Annotated in this window: 18 protein-coding genes and 2 pseudogenes; 18 read left to right on the top strand and 2 right to left on the bottom strand. The window is 55.3% G+C overall.

Annotated elements, in window-relative coordinates; all coding sequences use genetic code 11:
* The 11 genes and pseudogenes from PCPL58_RS01705 to PCPL58_RS30485 form a co-directional block, all read left to right on the top strand.
* Window positions 1-331: pseudogene (locus PCPL58_RS01705) on the top strand (P-type DNA transfer ATPase VirB11); the annotation flags it as partial.
* A gap of 9 nt (window positions 332-340) precedes the next feature.
* Window positions 341-727 (top strand): hypothetical protein, encoded by a 387-nt coding sequence (locus PCPL58_RS01700; RefSeq protein WP_065348649.1) that lies wholly within the window; start codon window positions 341-343, stop codon window positions 725-727.
* Window positions 712-1,077, top strand: a complete 366-nt coding sequence (locus PCPL58_RS01695; protein ID WP_002556101.1) for a hypothetical protein — start codon at window positions 712-714, stop codon at window positions 1,075-1,077. The genes PCPL58_RS01700 and PCPL58_RS01695 overlap by 16 nt, the downstream gene beginning before the upstream one ends.
* 46 nt (window positions 1,078-1,123) lie before the next feature.
* Complete coding sequence (locus PCPL58_RS01690) at window positions 1,124-1,390, top strand: hypothetical protein (protein WP_060402382.1); 267 nt, start codon at window positions 1,124-1,126, stop codon at window positions 1,388-1,390.
* A 124-nt stretch (window positions 1,391-1,514) separates the two neighbouring features.
* Entirely contained in the window at window positions 1,515-3,905 is a 2,391-nt protein-coding gene (locus PCPL58_RS01685; RefSeq protein ID WP_065348648.1) for an ATP-binding protein, read from the top strand.
* A gap of 86 nt (window positions 3,906-3,991) precedes the next feature.
* The gene (locus PCPL58_RS01680) at window positions 3,992-4,222 is read left to right on the top strand and encodes a hypothetical protein (protein WP_065348622.1); all 231 of its coding nucleotides are present in this window, start codon (window positions 3,992-3,994) and stop codon (window positions 4,220-4,222) included.
* Window positions 4,222-4,419, top strand: a pseudogene (locus PCPL58_RS01675) (type IV secretory system conjugative DNA transfer family protein); the annotation flags it as partial. The gene PCPL58_RS01680 and the pseudogene PCPL58_RS01675, both read left to right, overlap by 1 nt.
* Before the next feature lie 17 nt (window positions 4,420-4,436).
* Window positions 4,437-4,670 (top strand): hypothetical protein, encoded by a 234-nt coding sequence (locus PCPL58_RS01670; RefSeq protein WP_053486459.1) that lies wholly within the window; start codon window positions 4,437-4,439, stop codon window positions 4,668-4,670.
* A complete protein-coding gene (locus PCPL58_RS01665) occupies window positions 4,670-6,343 on the top strand; it encodes a type IV secretory system conjugative DNA transfer family protein (protein ID WP_065348673.1) in 1,674 nt (557 codons plus the stop codon). Before PCPL58_RS01670 ends, PCPL58_RS01665 begins: the two co-directional genes overlap by 1 nt.
* Window positions 6,344-6,383: 40 nt before the next feature.
* Window positions 6,384-6,746, top strand: coding sequence for a TrbM/KikA/MpfK family conjugal transfer protein (locus PCPL58_RS01660; RefSeq protein ID WP_060407412.1), 363 nt, complete (start codon window positions 6,384-6,386; stop codon window positions 6,744-6,746).
* Between the two features lie 29 nt (window positions 6,747-6,775).
* On the top strand, window positions 6,776-7,174 hold the full coding sequence (locus PCPL58_RS30485; protein ID WP_060402378.1) for a hypothetical protein: 399 nt from the start codon (window positions 6,776-6,778) through the stop codon (window positions 7,172-7,174).
* Here PCPL58_RS30485 and PCPL58_RS01655 read toward each other — a convergent pair.
* Window positions 7,076-7,957: a hypothetical protein gene (locus tag PCPL58_RS01655; RefSeq protein WP_065348672.1), complete on the bottom strand. Its 882-nt coding sequence runs from the start codon at window positions 7,955-7,957 to the stop codon at window positions 7,076-7,078. The two genes, PCPL58_RS30485 and PCPL58_RS01655, sit on opposite strands and share 99 nt — an antisense overlap.
* A 43-nt stretch (window positions 7,958-8,000) precedes the next feature.
* On the opposite strand from PCPL58_RS01655, the gene PCPL58_RS01650 reads away from it, so the two are divergent.
* The 5 genes from PCPL58_RS01650 (at window position 8,001) to PCPL58_RS01630 (ending at window position 12,691) form a co-directional block, all read left to right on the top strand.
* Window positions 8,001-10,166: a type IA DNA topoisomerase gene (locus PCPL58_RS01650; protein WP_065348671.1), complete on the top strand. Its 2,166-nt coding sequence runs from the start codon at window positions 8,001-8,003 to the stop codon at window positions 10,164-10,166.
* 26 nt (window positions 10,167-10,192) lie between these two features.
* On the top strand, window positions 10,193-10,477 hold the full coding sequence (locus tag PCPL58_RS01645; RefSeq protein WP_065348670.1) for a hypothetical protein: 285 nt from the start codon (window positions 10,193-10,195) through the stop codon (window positions 10,475-10,477).
* 26 nt (window positions 10,478-10,503) lie between these two features.
* The gene (locus PCPL58_RS01640; RefSeq protein WP_065348669.1) at window positions 10,504-11,064 is read left to right on the top strand and encodes a single-stranded DNA-binding protein; all 561 of its coding nucleotides are present in this window, start codon (window positions 10,504-10,506) and stop codon (window positions 11,062-11,064) included.
* Window positions 11,065-11,402: 338 nt separating this feature from the next.
* On the top strand, window positions 11,403-12,122 hold the full coding sequence (gene stbB / locus PCPL58_RS01635) for a StbB family protein (RefSeq protein ID WP_065348668.1): 720 nt from the start codon (window positions 11,403-11,405) through the stop codon (window positions 12,120-12,122).
* The gene (locus PCPL58_RS01630; protein ID WP_024647985.1) at window positions 12,119-12,691 is read left to right on the top strand and encodes a hypothetical protein; all 573 of its coding nucleotides are present in this window, start codon (window positions 12,119-12,121) and stop codon (window positions 12,689-12,691) included. Before stbB ends, PCPL58_RS01630 begins: the two co-directional genes overlap by 4 nt.
* A gap of 14 nt (window positions 12,692-12,705) precedes the next feature.
* Here the strand turns inward: PCPL58_RS01630 and PCPL58_RS01625 are convergent, their stop codons facing one another.
* Window positions 12,706-13,095 (bottom strand): hypothetical protein, encoded by a 390-nt coding sequence (locus PCPL58_RS01625; protein WP_020304529.1) that lies wholly within the window; start codon window positions 13,093-13,095, stop codon window positions 12,706-12,708.
* A gap of 364 nt (window positions 13,096-13,459) precedes the next feature.
* Here PCPL58_RS01625 and PCPL58_RS01620 point away from each other — a divergent pair, with 364 nt between their 5' ends.
* The gene (locus tag PCPL58_RS01620; RefSeq protein WP_065348667.1) at window positions 13,460-14,185 is read left to right on the top strand and encodes a plasmid mobilization protein; all 726 of its coding nucleotides are present in this window, start codon (window positions 13,460-13,462) and stop codon (window positions 14,183-14,185) included.
* Window positions 14,186-15,171: 986 nt separating this feature from the next.
* On the top strand, window positions 15,172-15,591 hold the full coding sequence (locus PCPL58_RS31885; RefSeq protein WP_232002785.1) for a hypothetical protein: 420 nt from the start codon (window positions 15,172-15,174) through the stop codon (window positions 15,589-15,591).
* Window positions 15,592-15,623 lie beyond the last annotated feature (32 nt).

The following is a 15,623-nucleotide window of genomic DNA, read 5'->3' as shown; positions in this document are numbered from 1 at the left end:
CAGCGCGCTACGTATGAAGCCCGACCACCTGTTTCTCGCCGAGCTGACCGGTGACGAGGTGTGGCACTTCATCGAGATTCTGAACACCGGCACCAAGGGCACCGTGACCACGGCGCACGCCAACGACAGTGAAGCAGGCTATGCCCGTGTGTGCGGCCTGGTGAAGCAGTCGGAGGTCGGCAAGGGCCTGGATTATGCGTACATCGAGCGCTTGGTACGAACCTCGTTCGACGTGGTGGTGTACATGGAAGAGACGGACATCCTGGAAGTGCATTACGAACCCGAATACAAGCTGGCTTTGCTCAATGGTCAGCGTCAACGAGCTAAATAGGAGTGGGTCATGTGGTTGAAACGGATTTTTACTCGGAAGTTTGCAACACGCGGTAGCGGTAAGCGCGTAGCAGAAAGGCCCAAGCCACCCACGCAGCCATACGTTCTGCTGCTCAATTACTCACAGTTCTACGCAGTGGCCGAAGCCATCCAGATGGATTACGTCACCTTGCACAACAGCATTACGCGCAACCCTGCACACGGCCTGGAGAAAGCCCTTGTAGAACGCGAGCGGCACAACCGTGATGCATTGGGGCAAGTGTTCACGATGATCGAAGCGATGCAGCCTTATCCGAACACGTTCGCAGCCTTCGAGGCGGCACGTGCTCATATTCAGGAGGCCGAGCACGCGCTCGCCAGGCAGGGTAATAGGAGAAGTTTATGTGGTGGAGACTGACATTACTGGTCATCGCATTGATGCTGGTGTTCTTCGTGGCAGGCCTGTACGCAGGGGGTGCGATGTTTCTGCACCTGACTCAGGGTCACTTCGCGGGCTTGTCCTGGGACACGCTGTGGGAAGCCCGCAAGCTGCCCTGGAACGACCGGCGGATGCTGTACGTGCCCTGGTCGTGGTGTGTGACGGCAGCCCTGACGTTCCTGCCGGTCGGCGTTACGTTGATGGCCGTTTTCGTGCGCTTGAAGCCCAAGACCTCGCTGCACGGTGATGCCCGCTTTGCCAACGACCGCGAGCTGCGCCAGTTCGAGTACCAGGGCGAATACAAGAACACCAGTAAGGCCCGCAAGTAGGCTTTACGCGCACTACATGCATTCAGACAACAGACGAGGCATTACGATGACCACCGAAAAAGTGTTCGCAAAAAGTGACGCAAAAGACGTACTGGCGCTCTCTAAGGCATCAGCAGAAGCCATGTTGGCGAACTTCACCATAACCATCGTGTTGGCGGATACGAAAACCGATGATGAGGTCACGCCGTTTATCGAGAGGCTGAACACCGGCCACAAGGGGAGCTGGACCACGCTCGCCAATAGTGAGTCAGGCTATGCCCGTGTGTGCGGACTGGTGAAGCCATCACAGGGCACCAGTAAGACCCGCAAGTAGGCATTACGCTCGCGTCACCCCCTGATACATCCGCATTTTCAAACATCCCACTGCACCGCTACGCAGTCGGCTATCAGCCGTCTGGCGTTTGGCTGTGCCTGGCCTTACCTATATGAGGTGTACCGTGCTGCTACCTTTCGAGCTGGACCCCGAAATCATTCAACACATCATCCATAGTCAGGCCGGATCGATCGGCAAGGCCATCATCGAGCTGGTGATGAACTCTGTAGACGCCGATGCCACCGCATTGCGCCTGACCATGACCAAAGAGGGCTTTCACTGCGCTGATGACGGTCGCGGATTTGCCAGCCGCAATGACGTGCTGCGCTACTTCGGACGCTTTGGCACACCGCACCAGGAAGGCGATGCCACTTATGGCCGGTTCCGCCTGGGCCGGGGCCAGATCATGGCGCATGCCAAGACACGTTGGGCTTCCAACGATTGGCAGATGACCGTTGATACCCGCTCGATGGGCTACAACTACGAGCTGGACGATCTTGAAAACGGCGTACCGGGTTGCTCCATCGAGGGCACCTGGTACGAACCGCTCAACGATTTGGAGTTGATGTCTGCCGTTCAGGAGATTCGTGACCTGGTGCGCTACACCCGCATCAGCGTTGAACTCAATGGCCGTGTCATTACGCGCGATCCTGCAACGGAAAAGTGGGACTTTGAAGACGAATACGCCTATTACCGGGCCAAGGAAGAAGGCGCGGTTTCGATCTACAACCAGGGCGTGCTGGTCCGTCACGATTCCTCGCACCTCTGGGGGGCTGGAGGCCTGATCGTGACCAAGCAGGCGATTGCCCTCAACGTCTCCCGTAGCGAGATACTGCGCAAGACCTGCCCGGTCTGGAAAGCAATCGCCAAGGTGTTCGGTCCGCTGGCTGATAAGGTCTCGGGGGAATTGGGTGGACGCCGCAAGACAGAAGCACGTCGAGCGCGATCAGCACTGTCGTTGCTCAGCGGCGCAGCTGATGTGGGCAAAATATTTTGCCATGAAGAAGTCATCACGGTTCTGCCAGGCAAACGGCATATCACCCTGAAGGATTTTATTGATAAGGCGTTTCGTGAACACAAGGGCACCTACACCGTTGTTTTAAAGGGCAGTGACATACCCAAAGGCGAAGGCATTGCCGGGCAGCGCATCATCCAGGTACTGCATCCGCAAACGCTCGACCGCTTCGGTTGCCATAGCGTTGAAGATTTTGAAGATGTGCTGGAGCGGGTGATTGCCAATGCGAGACCTGCCGTCAGTCACTGGTACCGAGAGCTGAAGGTGCCCCAGTGCGCCGCTTTCACGACCGTCAAGAAGGCTTATGTCGAACGAACATCGATTGTCGATGAGAAAAAGGCGCTGGACAAAGAAACACGCCGGGCCTGGATCGCGTTGCGCTGGTGCCTGCAACACTACGCCGGTGCGTGTGTGGGGGCTGAACGCTGGAATGATGGCACCGTTCGACATAACAAGGACCGGCTGGATGTGTTGCTCGGCGAGTCGAACACCAGTGAAGCGTGGACGGATGGTAAGACCTACCTGGCCATCAACCGCCCCATCGTGCAACGGCTCAAGTCCGAACCCATGAAAACGGCAGCCTACATCTTCGGGCTGGTCGAACACGAGGTGGCGCACCAGGGCGACAGCCTGGCGTGCGGGCATGACGAAGCGTTCTATCAGCGCTTCCATGACATTTCCCTGCGCATGGCACCCGAGCGTCAGCGGTTCATGCACAAGTGGTTGATGAAATACACCACGAGCATGGAAATGGAAGGCAAAAGGGCTACCGGCAACGCCTGGGGAGAGCTTCACCTGGTAAGGCGTGTGGGCACTGGCCGTATGAAGCGCGGCTTGTCAGACGCCATCGAGGACGATTCGGAGGACCCGATTGTCAGCACGCCGGTGCCGGAGCAGGACATGGCCTTGCTCAGCAGGATCAATGCCGGGTTGATCGACAAGGGTGTCTGCCCACCGCCGCCTGACTGGAGCAGGGTCATCGAGCAGGCCAAGGCCGACCAGGTGGCGAACAGCGAGCGGTTGCGTGCTAAACGGGAAGCCGATGAGGCTGAATATGAGCGGATCAGTCAGGCGCTTGATGAGGCCACAGAGAAGGCGAAGCCCGAAGTTGCCCGGATTCTGGACATACCGCTGGCAGACATTCCAGCGGGTGCCCTGGACTACCTCGGTCATCTGCTGGCCACCGGAAGCGATGAACAGGAGATACGCAGCGAATGGGAATGCCAGTTCGCAGAGCCTGACTTTGGTGATGATCCCTATGACTACTTCACTGAAGAGGAGTTGGCCGAAGAGCAGGCACGCAGCGACCAGTTCAATCAGGAGCAATTGGCAGCTGAACAGGACGACGATCCACGCCGTAAGTTAGCTAAGGATTACCACGGCATGGTCGAGCCTGGCGAAACGTTGTGGATGCTTGAACGCAATGCTGCCGCTGCCGGTTTTTGGCGAGTCGAGAGCTACCTCGAATGGCGTCACGCCGATCAAGCCAACACGCACTGAAAAATCCTTTCCATGCACCGCCACGCGGACGGCCATTGCCACCTGGTGTCGGGCTGTGTCCGGAAGCACCTTGCAGGAGATTCCCCATGGAACAAGCAAAAGAATCGAAACCCCTTCTCTTTTTGGGGTTGCCCTTGCCCATCGCGCTGGGCGTCGTCTTCGTCATTGCAGCTTGGCTGGGGATTTATATCGCACTCGCCCAGCTCGATGAGATCAGTGCATCGCTCACGCAGATCCAGGCCAATCAGCAGGTGGCCATCGCCCTGCAAAAAAGCCTCGAAGCCGAGGCGATTGAGCGTCGGGCAGGTGTCCGCTGATGCCCAGGGCTAAATCCAAACCCATCAGCCCTGACAATCCCCAAGAACGGATCGAGGAGCACCCCGCGTTCCTCTTGGGCAAGCACCCCTCGGAGGATTCGTTTCTGCTGGCTGCTCCGCCAGGTTCCGGCAAGCCCGTAGGGGTTGTGATTCCCAGTTTGCTCCGTTATCCCGATTCGGTTGTCGTCCACGATCCCATCAAGGATTCCAAACTATGAACGTTCGTACCGCACTGACCCTGTCCGCAGTATTCATGCTGTCCCTGACCGGCTGCGCGACTCAGTCACAGCTTGATCGACAGTCGAACCAGCTCGAAGTCATCAGCGCCTCGCTCAAGCAGATACAGGCCAACCAGCAGCAGTCCATCGCTCTGCAACACCAACAGGCCGCGCTTCAGGCGCAAAGCAACAACGAACAGGCGCTTCAGCGTCAAGCAGGGGGCCGCTGATGGGCAAGGCTAAATCGAAACCCATCAGCCCGGACAATCCCCAAGAACGGATCGAGGAGCACCCCGCGATCCTCATTGGCAAACACCCCACCAAGGACACCTTCTTGGCCAGCTATGGCCAGACGTTCGTCATGCTGGCCGCGCCCCCTGGCACCGGCAAAACGGTAGGAGTCGTTACCCCCAATCTATTGAGCTACCCCGATTCGGTAGTGGTGAACGACCCCAAATTCGAAAACTGGAGGGACACGGCAGGTTTTCGGGCCGCAGCCGGACACAAGGTCTACCGTTTTTCGCCCGAGCTTCTGGAGACGCACCGCTGGAACCCGCTGAGCGCACTCAGCCGCGACCCGCTGTACCGCTTGGGGCAGATACGCACGCTGGCGGGTGTGCTGTTCGTGTCGGACAACCCCAAGAACCAGGAGTGGTACAACAAGGCTGCCAACGTGTTTGCGGCCATCTTGCTGTACCTGATGGAAATGGAGGCCATGAAACTCAATGGTATGAAGCTGACCTTGCCCCAGGCCTATGAGGTGGCGTCACTGGGCACCGGGCTCGGTGTGTGGGCGCAGCAAGCCATCGAGCAACACAGCACTGGCCCCAACGCGCTGTCAGTGGAAACCCTTCGAGAGCTCAATGGCGTGTTCGAGGCCTCGAAGAACAAGAGCAGCGGATGGTCCACCACCGTCGATATCTTGCGCGGTGCCTTGTCCATGTATGCCGAGAAAACGGTGGCCTGGGCAGTCTCAGACACCGACATTGACTTCACCAAGCTGCGCAAGGAGAAGATCAGCATCTACTTTTGCGTGACCGGTAACGCGATCAAGAAATACGGCCCGCTGATGAACCTGTTCTTCACTCAGGCCATTCAGCAGAACACCGATGTGATGCCCGAGCAGGGTGGTCATTGCGCAGACGGCACGTTGATACTCAAGTACCAGGTGTTGTTCGTGATCGACGAAATCGCGGTCATGGGCCGTATCGAGATCATGGAAATGGCCCCGGCGCTGACACGTGGTGCAGGCCTTCGCTACATCATCATTTTTCAGGGCAAGGACCAGCTGCGCAGCGAGCGCACGTATGGCCGGGAGGCTGGCAACGGCATCATGCAGGCCTTTCACATCGAAATCGTCTACGGCACCGGCAATGTCGAGCTGGCCAAGGAGTACAGCACGCGCCTGGGCAACACCACGGTGCGCGTCCATAACCAGTCGTTGAACAGACAGAAGCATGAAATCGGTGCTCGAGGTCAAACAGACAGTTACAGCGAACAGCCCCGACCGTTGCTGTTGCCGCAGGAGGTCAGCGCCCTGCCTTACGGCGAAGAGCTGATTTTTGTGGAAGCCACAAAGACGACGCCCGCTGCCAACATCCGAGCCCGGAAAATCTTCTGGTACGAAGAACCCGTGTTCAAAGAGCGAGCCGGTATGCCGACGCCCGATGTGCCGATTGGCGATGCTTCCAAAATCGACGCGCTCACCGTGCCGGTGCGCACCGTCGAAGCCAAGGTGGCGGTGGCCGACGCCAAGCCTATGCAGGCCGAACAGCGGCAGCGCTGGAATCCCAGAGACACTACGTCCAAACCCGTCCAGGTCGAAGCGGACAAGGCTCAGCCCCCCGAGGTCGAGCCAGATCCCGAGCCTGCGCAGGCTGACGATACCCCCGAAACGATGTAGTCCCCCCACTGGCACATCCAAACGCTTGCAGGAGCAACACATGAATACCTTCAGCAAAACGGCTGACCGCCAGGGTCATGTCGCTGGCAACGCCGTGCCCGGTCGCGGCAAAACGCTGCTCTGCGCACTGTTCGCAGTGTGCCTGCTGGGCAGCAGCTCAGCGTTCGCAGGCGACCCGTGCAAGTCCGTGCTGTGTCTCTACGGCAAGTTCACCGGCAACAGCGGTGGCAGCGAGTGCCGCAGCGCCGAGCTGGACTACTTCAGCATCCTGGTCAAGAAGCACGGGAACATCAAATGGAGCCAGACCGCTACGGCGCGCCAGGACTACCTCAACAGCTGCCCCGGTGCTGATCAGGGTTACACCAAAAAAATCAACGACAAGTTCGGCAAGGTCCGGGGTTGATTCTGTATTCTATGAGACAGGTGATTATAATGATTTTTAAGAAAAACCAGCTAAGTGAAGATGTTAGAAAGAATCTGATTCTTCAAGGTGTATTGAAATACAACGAGGCAATGGAAATGCTGGAGTGGTGTTCCGGTATTCAGTGGCCGGCCACGGAAGAAGGATTTTGTGAAACGGTCAACATACTTGCTCACCGAGCTCTTTATGAGGGCAAGGTATTAGCGTATTTCGAGGGGATGGACTCTGCCATCAGGGAGGACCTGGAAAAGAACCCTGCCACCCTGTTGGAAATAAAAGAAATCCTAAGCCATCCCCTTCGTGATGTTTTGTCAGTTCAGAGCGTTGTGAACAAATTTTCTCAAACGCTCCCGCTTTCTGATGTCGTTCAGGAAACGGACTTTGTCCAAGAAGATAGTATCAAAGTGTAATTCTTTTGATGCATTGACACCGCTGCTCTTATCGATTTCCACAATGTTCATCTTGATGGACTCCTTTTTTTCTCCCACCGCATCATCGTGTGGAGTGTGTTCGGAGAAAAATAGGCGGATCTGGTTCAAGGGGCCTTTGCGGCTGTGACTGCCGGCTTTTCTCCTGACGTAGCCATAGCTGTTTACCGAAAAGACTTCCGATTTTTCGTTGATATGCTTGGCGATCTCCTTGTTTTTGACAGTACAGCCGTATAGGTCAAGGGCCTCCGTTCTGTAGATAAAGCCGTAGGGCAAGTTGTAAGGGTTGATGGCTTTGTATTCATACCCTTTATCCAGAGCGAAATCGGTAATAGCCTTTCTTATGCAGTCGTCCGTGAACGTGATTTTTATATCCCGCTCGATCGTGTAGATGATGGTGTCGATGTAATCAATGACGAGCTGTTTTATCTCATTGTTTTTGGCCGTACTCGTCCTTCGCGCATTGCTGTCGAAACGCTGTGGATTAGCCAGGCTGCAATTCGTGTAGTTTTCATCTGAATACTCGGCAATGCCTTCAACTTTGTAGGCGACATGTTTTGCATACAGCGTATTGGCTTCCGTTTCTTTATTCGTTCTGTTAATGAGTTGGACCGGGTTCTCGCATTCCGGGCAAAGCGCGTAAGCGTTGTTCTTTCCGTTTCTCTGTTGAACGTAGGGGGAAACCCTGTGAGTCGCATTGTAGTAATTGTCTTCACTAAGTTCGATGGCAGTGTTTCTGTCGGTCAGGATGCTGAATATATTCACATCGTCTCCCGTTAATGTGGATTAGATAAAGAGGAAATTAAAAATGAGAGTGTTTATAGCTGAAAAACCCGCCCTGGGCCAGGTCATTGCCGAGGCGCTGGGCACCGTCATACGCAAGGACGGCTATTTCGAGTGCGGCAGCAACGATATCGTCACCTGGTGCGTGGGCCACCTGCTCGAACTGGCCCCGCCCGAGGTGCACAACCCTGATTATAAAAACTGGGTTCAGGCCGATTTGCCCCTGAAGCTGCGTCCGGCCAAGTACCAGCCCATTGCCCGTACTCGCGACCAGCTCAAAGTGGTCCAGCAGCTAATCGGTCGCGCCTCGGAAATCGTCCACGCCGGTGATCCGGACGACGAAGGCCAGTTGCTGGTCGATGAGGTCCTGGTGCATTTCGGCAACACCGCGCCGGTCAAACGCATCCTGATCAACGACATGAACGCCAATGCCGCCCGCAAAGCGTTGGACGGCCTGCGCGACAACAGCGAGTTTTACGGTCTGTTCCAGAAAGCTCTGGCCCGCAGCATCGGTGACCAACTGTACGGCTTCAACATGACCCGCGCCTGCACCCTGGCCGGTAGGGCCAAGGGCGTCAAAGGCGTGTTGTCGGTAGGTCGCGTACAAACCCCGATTCTGGGACTGATCGTGAACCGCTACCTGGCCAACAAGAGTCACGCCAGTGCGTTTTACTACACGGTTGCGGCAAGCCTGGCCGTTGGTAGCAGTCGTGCGCAGGCCCGCCTCGTGGTGGCTGCGGATGCCCCGCTCGATGACAAGAACCGCATCATTGACGAGGCGTATGCCACCCAGGTGGCCGACGCGTGTCGAATGAAGCCCGCAGACGTGATCGAGGCGCGTGTGGAAGAGAAGCAAACGGCGGCACCTTTGCCGTTCGCGTTGCTCGACCTTCAGGTGTACATGAGCAAGACCCACAGCATCGATGCGGAGAAAACCCTGGCCCTGACCCAGGCACTGCGCGAGAAGTACAAGGCCATCACCTACAACCGTTCCGATTGCAGTTACTTGTCTGACGAACAGTTTGCCGAGGCCCCGCAGACCTTGAGCCTGCTCAGCGAAGCCCTGCCGGACCTGACCGGGATGTTTGCCGAGGTGAATTCGGAACGCAAAACCCGGGCTTTCGACGACAGCAAGGTCTCGGCGCACACCGCGATCATCCCAACGGCAGTGAAGATCGACATTGCCCAGCTGAGTGACGATGAACGCGCCGTGTACATGGCCATCGTCAAACGTTACGTCGCGCAGTTCTTGCCCGAAAAACGTTACCTCAGTGCCGAAGTGCGTTTTGGCGTGAGCGGCCACACCTTCGTTGCGCGCTCCACCAAAGTAACGCAGCCCGGCTGGACGGCACAGGTCACTGAGGAAAACGAGCCAGACGAAGATGCGTCGGAATCCGCCGAGGTCGCAAGCCCCTTCGATGCACTGGCAGATCTGAAAGTCGGTGACGCCGGGGTATGCGACGGCATTACGGTGGCCAAGGAAAAAACCAAGCCCCTGCCGCTCTACACCGAAGCCGAGCTGCTAAAGGACCTACGGCGGGTCGCCAAGTATGTGAAAGACCCGCGCATCAAGCAGCTGCTGATCGACCGCGACCAGGGCAAGAAAGGCGAGAACGGCGGCATCGGCACCCCGGCGACCCGTGGTGCGGTACTGGCCAAGTTGCAGGAGCGTGGGTTCTACGCGGTAGAAAAGAAAAAATTAATCCCTACCGCGTTGGGGCTGGAGTTCATCGCCGCGTTGCCAGCGATTGCGACGACGCCGGACATGACCGCGCTCTGGCATGAACAGCAACAAATGATTGAGGCCGGTGAACTGACCGTGGAGGAGTTCCTGGACGAACTGGAAGGCTTCATCGCAGACCAGGTGCAGAACATCGACCTGGGCAACGTGCAGGGTGACGGTAAGCCGATATTGGACAGTCTGAACGCTCAGTGCCCCATGTGCGGCGGTGAACTGGCCGTCACCCCGCGAGTGATCGGCTGTCGCGCCTGCGCCTTCAAGTTCCATCCGGAAGTCAGCGGCAAGATGCTGTCGCCCGGCCAGATCGAGGCGCTGCTGACGAATGGCAAGACCGGCGTACTGAAGGGGTTTCACAGCAAGAAAACCGGCAAGTCCTTTGAAGCGGCCCTGAAGCTCAATCACGAAGCCAAGCTGGAATTCGTGTTCAGCCGCAAACCCACGCGCGCGTAACCCTCTCTCCTAAGGAGGCTTTGGCTATGCCAGAGGAACAACAGCCCAAGGCAGCGCAGTGGCCAGACGGCGAAACGATGACGGCGCACTGCCCCAACTGCGAAACCCCTGCGACCGTGGATATCGTCAACGTCAAAGCGTGGGAAATGACCTGGCGTCCAGTGGATTGCGACAACTGTTTTGCAGAGTTTGAGTTGTCGGTAGACGGTTCAACGGCATTGCTGCTGGGCCCAGCTGAGCAGTCCACAGCCCTAGGCCGAAAGCTTCTGAGCACGATATTCGTGTTTGATCCGAACGAAGACACCCCTTAAAAACTCATTGAAGAAGGAGCGCAATCATGGCGCGTGGCATCAATAAAGTGATCCTGGTAGGCACCTGCGGACAAGACCCTGACTGTCGATACCTGCCCAACGGCACTGCGGTAACCAATCTGAGCCTGGCCACCAGCGAGCAATGGACCGACAAGCAGAGCGGGCAAAAGGTCGAAAAGACCGAATGGCATCGTGTGTCGCTGTTCGGCAAGGTCGCCGAAATCGCCGGCGAATACCTGCGTAAGGGCTCGCAGGTGTACATCGAGGGCAAGCTGCAAACCCGTGAATGGGAAAAGGACGGTATCAAGCGCTACAGCACGGAAATCGTCGTGGACATGCAGGGCACCATGCAGCTGCTCGGTGGCCGTCCACAGGGCGACGCTCAACAGGGCCAGGGGGGCGGCAATTACAACCAGTCTGCCCCTCGTCCGCAGCAGTCGCGCCCCCAGCAATCGGCGCCGCAGCAGTCCGCACCTCAGCAAAACCACAACCAGCCGCAGCAACGCGACTCGCGCCCTGCGCCGCAGCAGCAAGCACCGCAGCCCGCTGCGGATTTCGACAGTTTTGATGACGATATCCCGTTCTGAGGAACCGGTTCAGCTGGTTGCTGGTCTGACCCACCCACACAGCGATCTTGCCCACGTCAGGTGCCGCGCTCCCGGCTCGTCGTGACACGCTCTATCGTCGCGGCGAACGGAAGCACGGGCGCAGCGCACACTTGACGCACCCCCGTACAGAAAAGGCTCACCTTGGGAGTGTGGGGTAGCTTCACCACCCCGCGCTCCCGAGGTCAACGCGGCCGTTGCGAGATGACAAGGGCCGCGCCCTTGGTGTTCAAACGGCCCAGCCAACCACATTTCAAAACGGTGCCCAGCCATTGGCACCGCGACCTTGATCAACCTTAAAACACTCAGGATCAATCACTATGAAAGTCGTCATCATCAATTACACCGGCACTGTCGGCAAAACCACCATTGCCGCCAACCTGCTATCGCCACGCATGGACGGTGCCCCGATCTACGCTATCGAGTCGATTAACGAGACCGCAGAAAATCTCGGTCTGGACGTGGAAAAGCTGCGTGGTAACAAATTCCGTGAGCTGTTCAAACGACTCATGCTTGAAGACCAGGCCATCATCGACGTGGGTGCTTCCAACGTTGAAGACTTCATGGCCAACCTTGGGGGCTTTGAGGAGGCTCATGATGAAATTGATTACTACGTTGTTCCAGTAACTTCTGGAACCAAGGAGCAGAAAGAGACAGCAACCATGATTGGAACGCTGGCCGCGATGGGCATTCCGGCTCACAAGATAAGATTGGTATTCAATCGGGTGAAAAGTGACGTTGATTCGGAATTCTCCATCATTATTTCCTACTACGATCTTGCACATTCGTTTATCTGCAATCGCAAGTGCGCAATATTTGAAACTGAATTGTTCGACGCTCTTTCAGTCAAGCGTATTTCTCTCACATCGTTGATGAGCGATGACACCGACTACAAGACGTTGCTGAAAGACAAGAACGCTGACATGCAAGATCGTGAGCTTTGGTCAGATATGTATGGCTTGAAGCTTCTCGCCAAAGGCGTTAATCGTAAGCTTGATGTAGTCTTTGATGCCTTGTTTGCGGAGGAGGATGCTCTATGAGCACGATTGAAAAGAATACAGCCACTGCACGTGACGTTCTCATTACCGAGTTGCTAAGTGACGTGGGTCACTTGCACGACAGTATCAAGAACATACCCAGGTTGCTTGAGCTTTCAATGGATGATTCATTAAGAATTGTCGCTGATGCTGTTGAAGATGCAGAAGACACCGCATTGTTTCTCCAGGAAAGCACTAAAGAATTGATTCAAGCCACCACGACCAAGGCTGGTCTAGATGTCGGGATCAAGCTTTCTGAGGCCATCCATGACAGTCTTGCTAATGCTTTCGAGCCTGCACTCAATCGTGCTACGGTCAAGATTGAACAACTGGAAAATCGTGTGTCTGCGTTGTCTGGAAATCTCAGGGATACGCAAGCCACTCGATTTAACCATATGATGCTTGCAGGATTGGTCGTGATGGCAGCTATGATGATCGGTGGCATGACCTGGATCGCTATTGAAAGCCAAGACGTTAATGAAACCAACAAGTGGTTCTATCAAGAATATAAAGAACAACGCGCTTTGTTGGAAAAAATCCCTACAGGTATCAAAGACAAGTATAAGAACTAGTCAGTACGCGCTATTCATTTTTCGTCGAATATCAGCCCCTTGCCTGAAACAAGTGCATTCAAGTCCATTCTATCGAAGTCTTCCCTGATCTTTCGAAAGTCAGCGGGTGTCATCGGTGTTCTCTGGTTGTCTGCCTTTTTTGGCTCAGGGGGCGTTTTCGCATGTTCCTCAGCTATAGCGGTTTGCTTGTCCGTTGTCTTCTGTGTTGTGGCTTGTGTGTTGGATGTCAGCGTGTGGACGTACCTAACAAACTGGCGGTACCCAAGCGAAATGGACTCATTCGACATCAGCTCGTCGTAGGCCTGCTTCATCGTGGCCCCCATGTCGATGCGTGCCTGAATCTGTTGCAGCCATGGTGTTACCTGGCTCTTGCCTGTTCGTGGTTTGCTGCGCCAGTCGTCCATTTTCTTCTCCTTTCAGTGCTCTCAACGATGCTCGAATGTGGCTCACGAGGGTTAGAGACCATTTGTGACATTTAGAGACACTCAAAGTCAAGTAGAGACATTTAGAGTCAACCTAACAGGGTTAGTGACATAGAGAGACATTCTGTGTCATCGAGAGACATTCAGAGACAATCTTGGGGCTGACCCAAAATCTCGAATTCGCTAAACAGGCACGTTACCGATTGTCTACAAAAAAGAGCTTCGCCTTTTTCGTATCCAATCGACGTGCCAAAGGGGATACCCCTTTGAAACCCCGCAGAGCGGGAAAGCGTTGTTGTTGTCGTTGTTGGTTGTCGTCATTCAGGTGCCCTCAGGAGGTGATCTTGTGGCCGAAAAAGTGAACAAGTCGTGCCCCGTGTCATGCCGTTTCACGGATGAACAGTACGCCCGGTTTGCCGAACCCATCGCGCAATCATGTCTAAAGCCCGCCCGATTCTTCCGCGACCTGGTGATGAGTCGCTCGCCTACCTTCGAGCGGTCCGCAATCGACAAGAAGCGGATGCAGCAGGTATTTGAAAAGTCCGGACATGCTCTAAACCGAGTTGCTTACTCCGCTAACTCGGCACCCTATAACGGCACGCTTTATCAAAAGCAGTATCTCCACTGGCTTAATAAGCTGAACGCTATTCAACAGCTGTTGCTCACGGTTTTGCCCGAGACTGCCCCGCCAAAACCGTTGAGGTCAGTCCATAACGGCAACCGTGGCTCACCTAACGAATCCGGCAAAAAAGTTCACATCATCCGGTTTCGACTCACCCAAGACGAAATGGCCCAGTTTGATGACATGATCAAACGGGCGGGCTGTTCTGCATCAGCCTTTTTCAGGGAGCTGATTTTAAATAAAGCTCCTGTGTTTAGAGAGTTTACCGGGTTTAGGAAACGAATAGTATTTATCGTCAATAAAGCCGGTAACAATATTTCTCAGTTGGCTTACATTGCAAAAGCGGCGAGTGACAGGGGCATTATCACCGACAGTGTGAGAGACAAGTGGTTTGAAACGCTGATGGTCATCGAGACGATTTTATTAGCAGGTATAGAATATGCTGATTAGAGTCAGTGGCTATAACACCGGAGCGCAGGAGTATTTAGAACAAGGCAATAAATCAGGTCGAGAGTTTACGCGTGATGAATTGGACCATCGGTTGATCATTGAGGGGCAGCTCAGCGTGACCAGGGCCATCTACGAAAGTATCCCGGATCATGGGCAAGATCGTTACCTCACGTTCACGCTAAGCTTTAAAGAGGACACGGTGTCACCTGAATTGCTCAAGGCCGTGACAACCGACTTCAAGAACTTCTTTATGCATGCGTACAAGCCTGAAGAGTTCAATCTGTATGCCGAAGCGCATTTACCCAAAATGAAGACTGTCACCGACAGGAAAACCGGTGAGGTCATTGATCGCAAGCCGCATATACATATCATTATTCCGCGCATCAACCTGCTCAGTGGCAATGAGGCCAATCCGGTTGATGTGTACAAGAATCATGAGAAGTATTTTGAGGCTTTCCAAGAGCATATCAACCAGAAGTATGGCCTGTCTTCACCGCGTGAAAATGTGCGTGCGGACATCACCGATGCGGCCAGTGTCCTGTCTCGTTACAAGGGCGATGACTTCTACGGTAAGAACCGCCAGTTCAAACAAGACCTGGTCAAGCAGGTTATTGAACGCGGCGTGACTTCTCGTGCCGATTTTTATGCGTTGGTAGCTGAGTACGGCGAGACGCGCATCCGTAATGAAGGTAAGGACACTGAATACATTTCGGTCAAGTTGCCAGGTGACGCAAAGGGCACGAATCTGAAAGACACCATCTTTCAGGATGATTTTATTGTCAGGCGTGAACTGAAGAAACCACCGCTTGAAGCCAGTGTGATTCAGGAACGCTTGCTCGCCTGGCCGCAGCGGGCGAGAGAAATCAAGTACGTCAACAAGGCCACCCCCAAGTTTCGCAAAGCGTATTCCGAAGCATCCCCTGAAGATCGTGTTCGGCTATTGGCTGATCGCGAAGCCAAATTCTACCAAGTCCATGGAGAACACAATGACAACGTACAGACCGGGCAACGACAGAGAGATCACCAGCGAAGTCCTGCTGAAACTAGAGGGCGACGCACTGCCGCACCTGCCGATGGCGTGCAAGACCTGTCCGTCAGCAATGTGGCAGATCACCGGCAAGCCGGATCGGCCCGAAGCCGTGACGGTGCGCTGTTACTGCCCAGTGATGCACACGTTCACCTGGGACAGTCGCAACCAGGAGGAGATTCTGGATTGCGACCATCTGTACCAGGAGGAGGACGAGGAAGACGGAATGGGTCCACAGCTGAGCGAGGAAGAGGAGGAAGCGGCCCTGCCGCCGTTTCTCAGGAAACAACGGGAACAGCAACGCCAGCAGGCGCTACAGGCGGACGCAGGGCCGGAGCTGGAAAGCCCCGAAACGCCAGAGTACGAGCTGGACGCGTAGTCCCGCCGTATGCCAAGAACCCGCACCGCGTC

Origin of the sequence: Pseudomonas cerasi (genome assembly GCF_900074915.1) — a bacterium.
Lineage (GTDB): Bacteria > Pseudomonadota > Gammaproteobacteria > Pseudomonadales > Pseudomonadaceae > Aquipseudomonas > Aquipseudomonas cerasi.
Note: the sequence above shows the minus strand (reverse complement) of the source record. Positions and strands in the feature narration are given on the sequence as shown.

What these genes read in the sequence shown, in the direction of transcription:
- PCPL58_RS30485 (WP_060402378.1), top strand. Translation starts at nt 6,776, where the DNA reads ATGATTTTTAAGAAAAACCAGCTAAGTGAAGATGTTAGAAAGAATCTG.
- PCPL58_RS31885 (WP_232002785.1), top strand. Translation starts at nt 15,172, where the DNA reads ATGACAACGTACAGACCGGGCAACGACAGAGAGATCACCAGCGAAGTC.
- PCPL58_RS01700 (WP_065348649.1), top strand. Translation starts at nt 341, where the DNA reads ATGTGGTTGAAACGGATTTTTACTCGGAAGTTTGCAACACGCGGTAGC.
- PCPL58_RS01640 (WP_065348669.1), top strand. Translation starts at nt 10,504, where the DNA reads ATGGCGCGTGGCATCAATAAAGTGATCCTGGTAGGCACCTGCGGACAA.
- PCPL58_RS01650 (WP_065348671.1), top strand. Translation starts at nt 8,001, where the DNA reads ATGAGAGTGTTTATAGCTGAAAAACCCGCCCTGGGCCAGGTCATTGCC.
- stbB (WP_065348668.1), top strand. Translation starts at nt 11,403, where the DNA reads ATGAAAGTCGTCATCATCAATTACACCGGCACTGTCGGCAAAACCACC.
- PCPL58_RS01665 (WP_065348673.1), top strand. Translation starts at nt 4,670, where the DNA reads ATGGGCAAGGCTAAATCGAAACCCATCAGCCCGGACAATCCCCAAGAA.
- PCPL58_RS01670 (WP_053486459.1), top strand. Translation starts at nt 4,437, where the DNA reads ATGAACGTTCGTACCGCACTGACCCTGTCCGCAGTATTCATGCTGTCC.
- PCPL58_RS01645 (WP_065348670.1), top strand. Translation starts at nt 10,193, where the DNA reads ATGCCAGAGGAACAACAGCCCAAGGCAGCGCAGTGGCCAGACGGCGAA.
- PCPL58_RS01680 (WP_065348622.1), top strand. Translation starts at nt 3,992, where the DNA reads ATGGAACAAGCAAAAGAATCGAAACCCCTTCTCTTTTTGGGGTTGCCC.
- PCPL58_RS01690 (WP_060402382.1), top strand. Translation starts at nt 1,124, where the DNA reads ATGACCACCGAAAAAGTGTTCGCAAAAAGTGACGCAAAAGACGTACTG.
- PCPL58_RS01625 (WP_020304529.1), bottom strand. Translation starts at nt 13,095, where the DNA reads ATGGACGACTGGCGCAGCAAACCACGAACAGGCAAGAGCCAGGTAACA.
- PCPL58_RS01695 (WP_002556101.1), top strand. Translation starts at nt 712, where the DNA reads ATGTGGTGGAGACTGACATTACTGGTCATCGCATTGATGCTGGTGTTC.
- PCPL58_RS01630 (WP_024647985.1), top strand. Translation starts at nt 12,119, where the DNA reads ATGAGCACGATTGAAAAGAATACAGCCACTGCACGTGACGTTCTCATT.
- PCPL58_RS01660 (WP_060407412.1), top strand. Translation starts at nt 6,384, where the DNA reads ATGAATACCTTCAGCAAAACGGCTGACCGCCAGGGTCATGTCGCTGGC.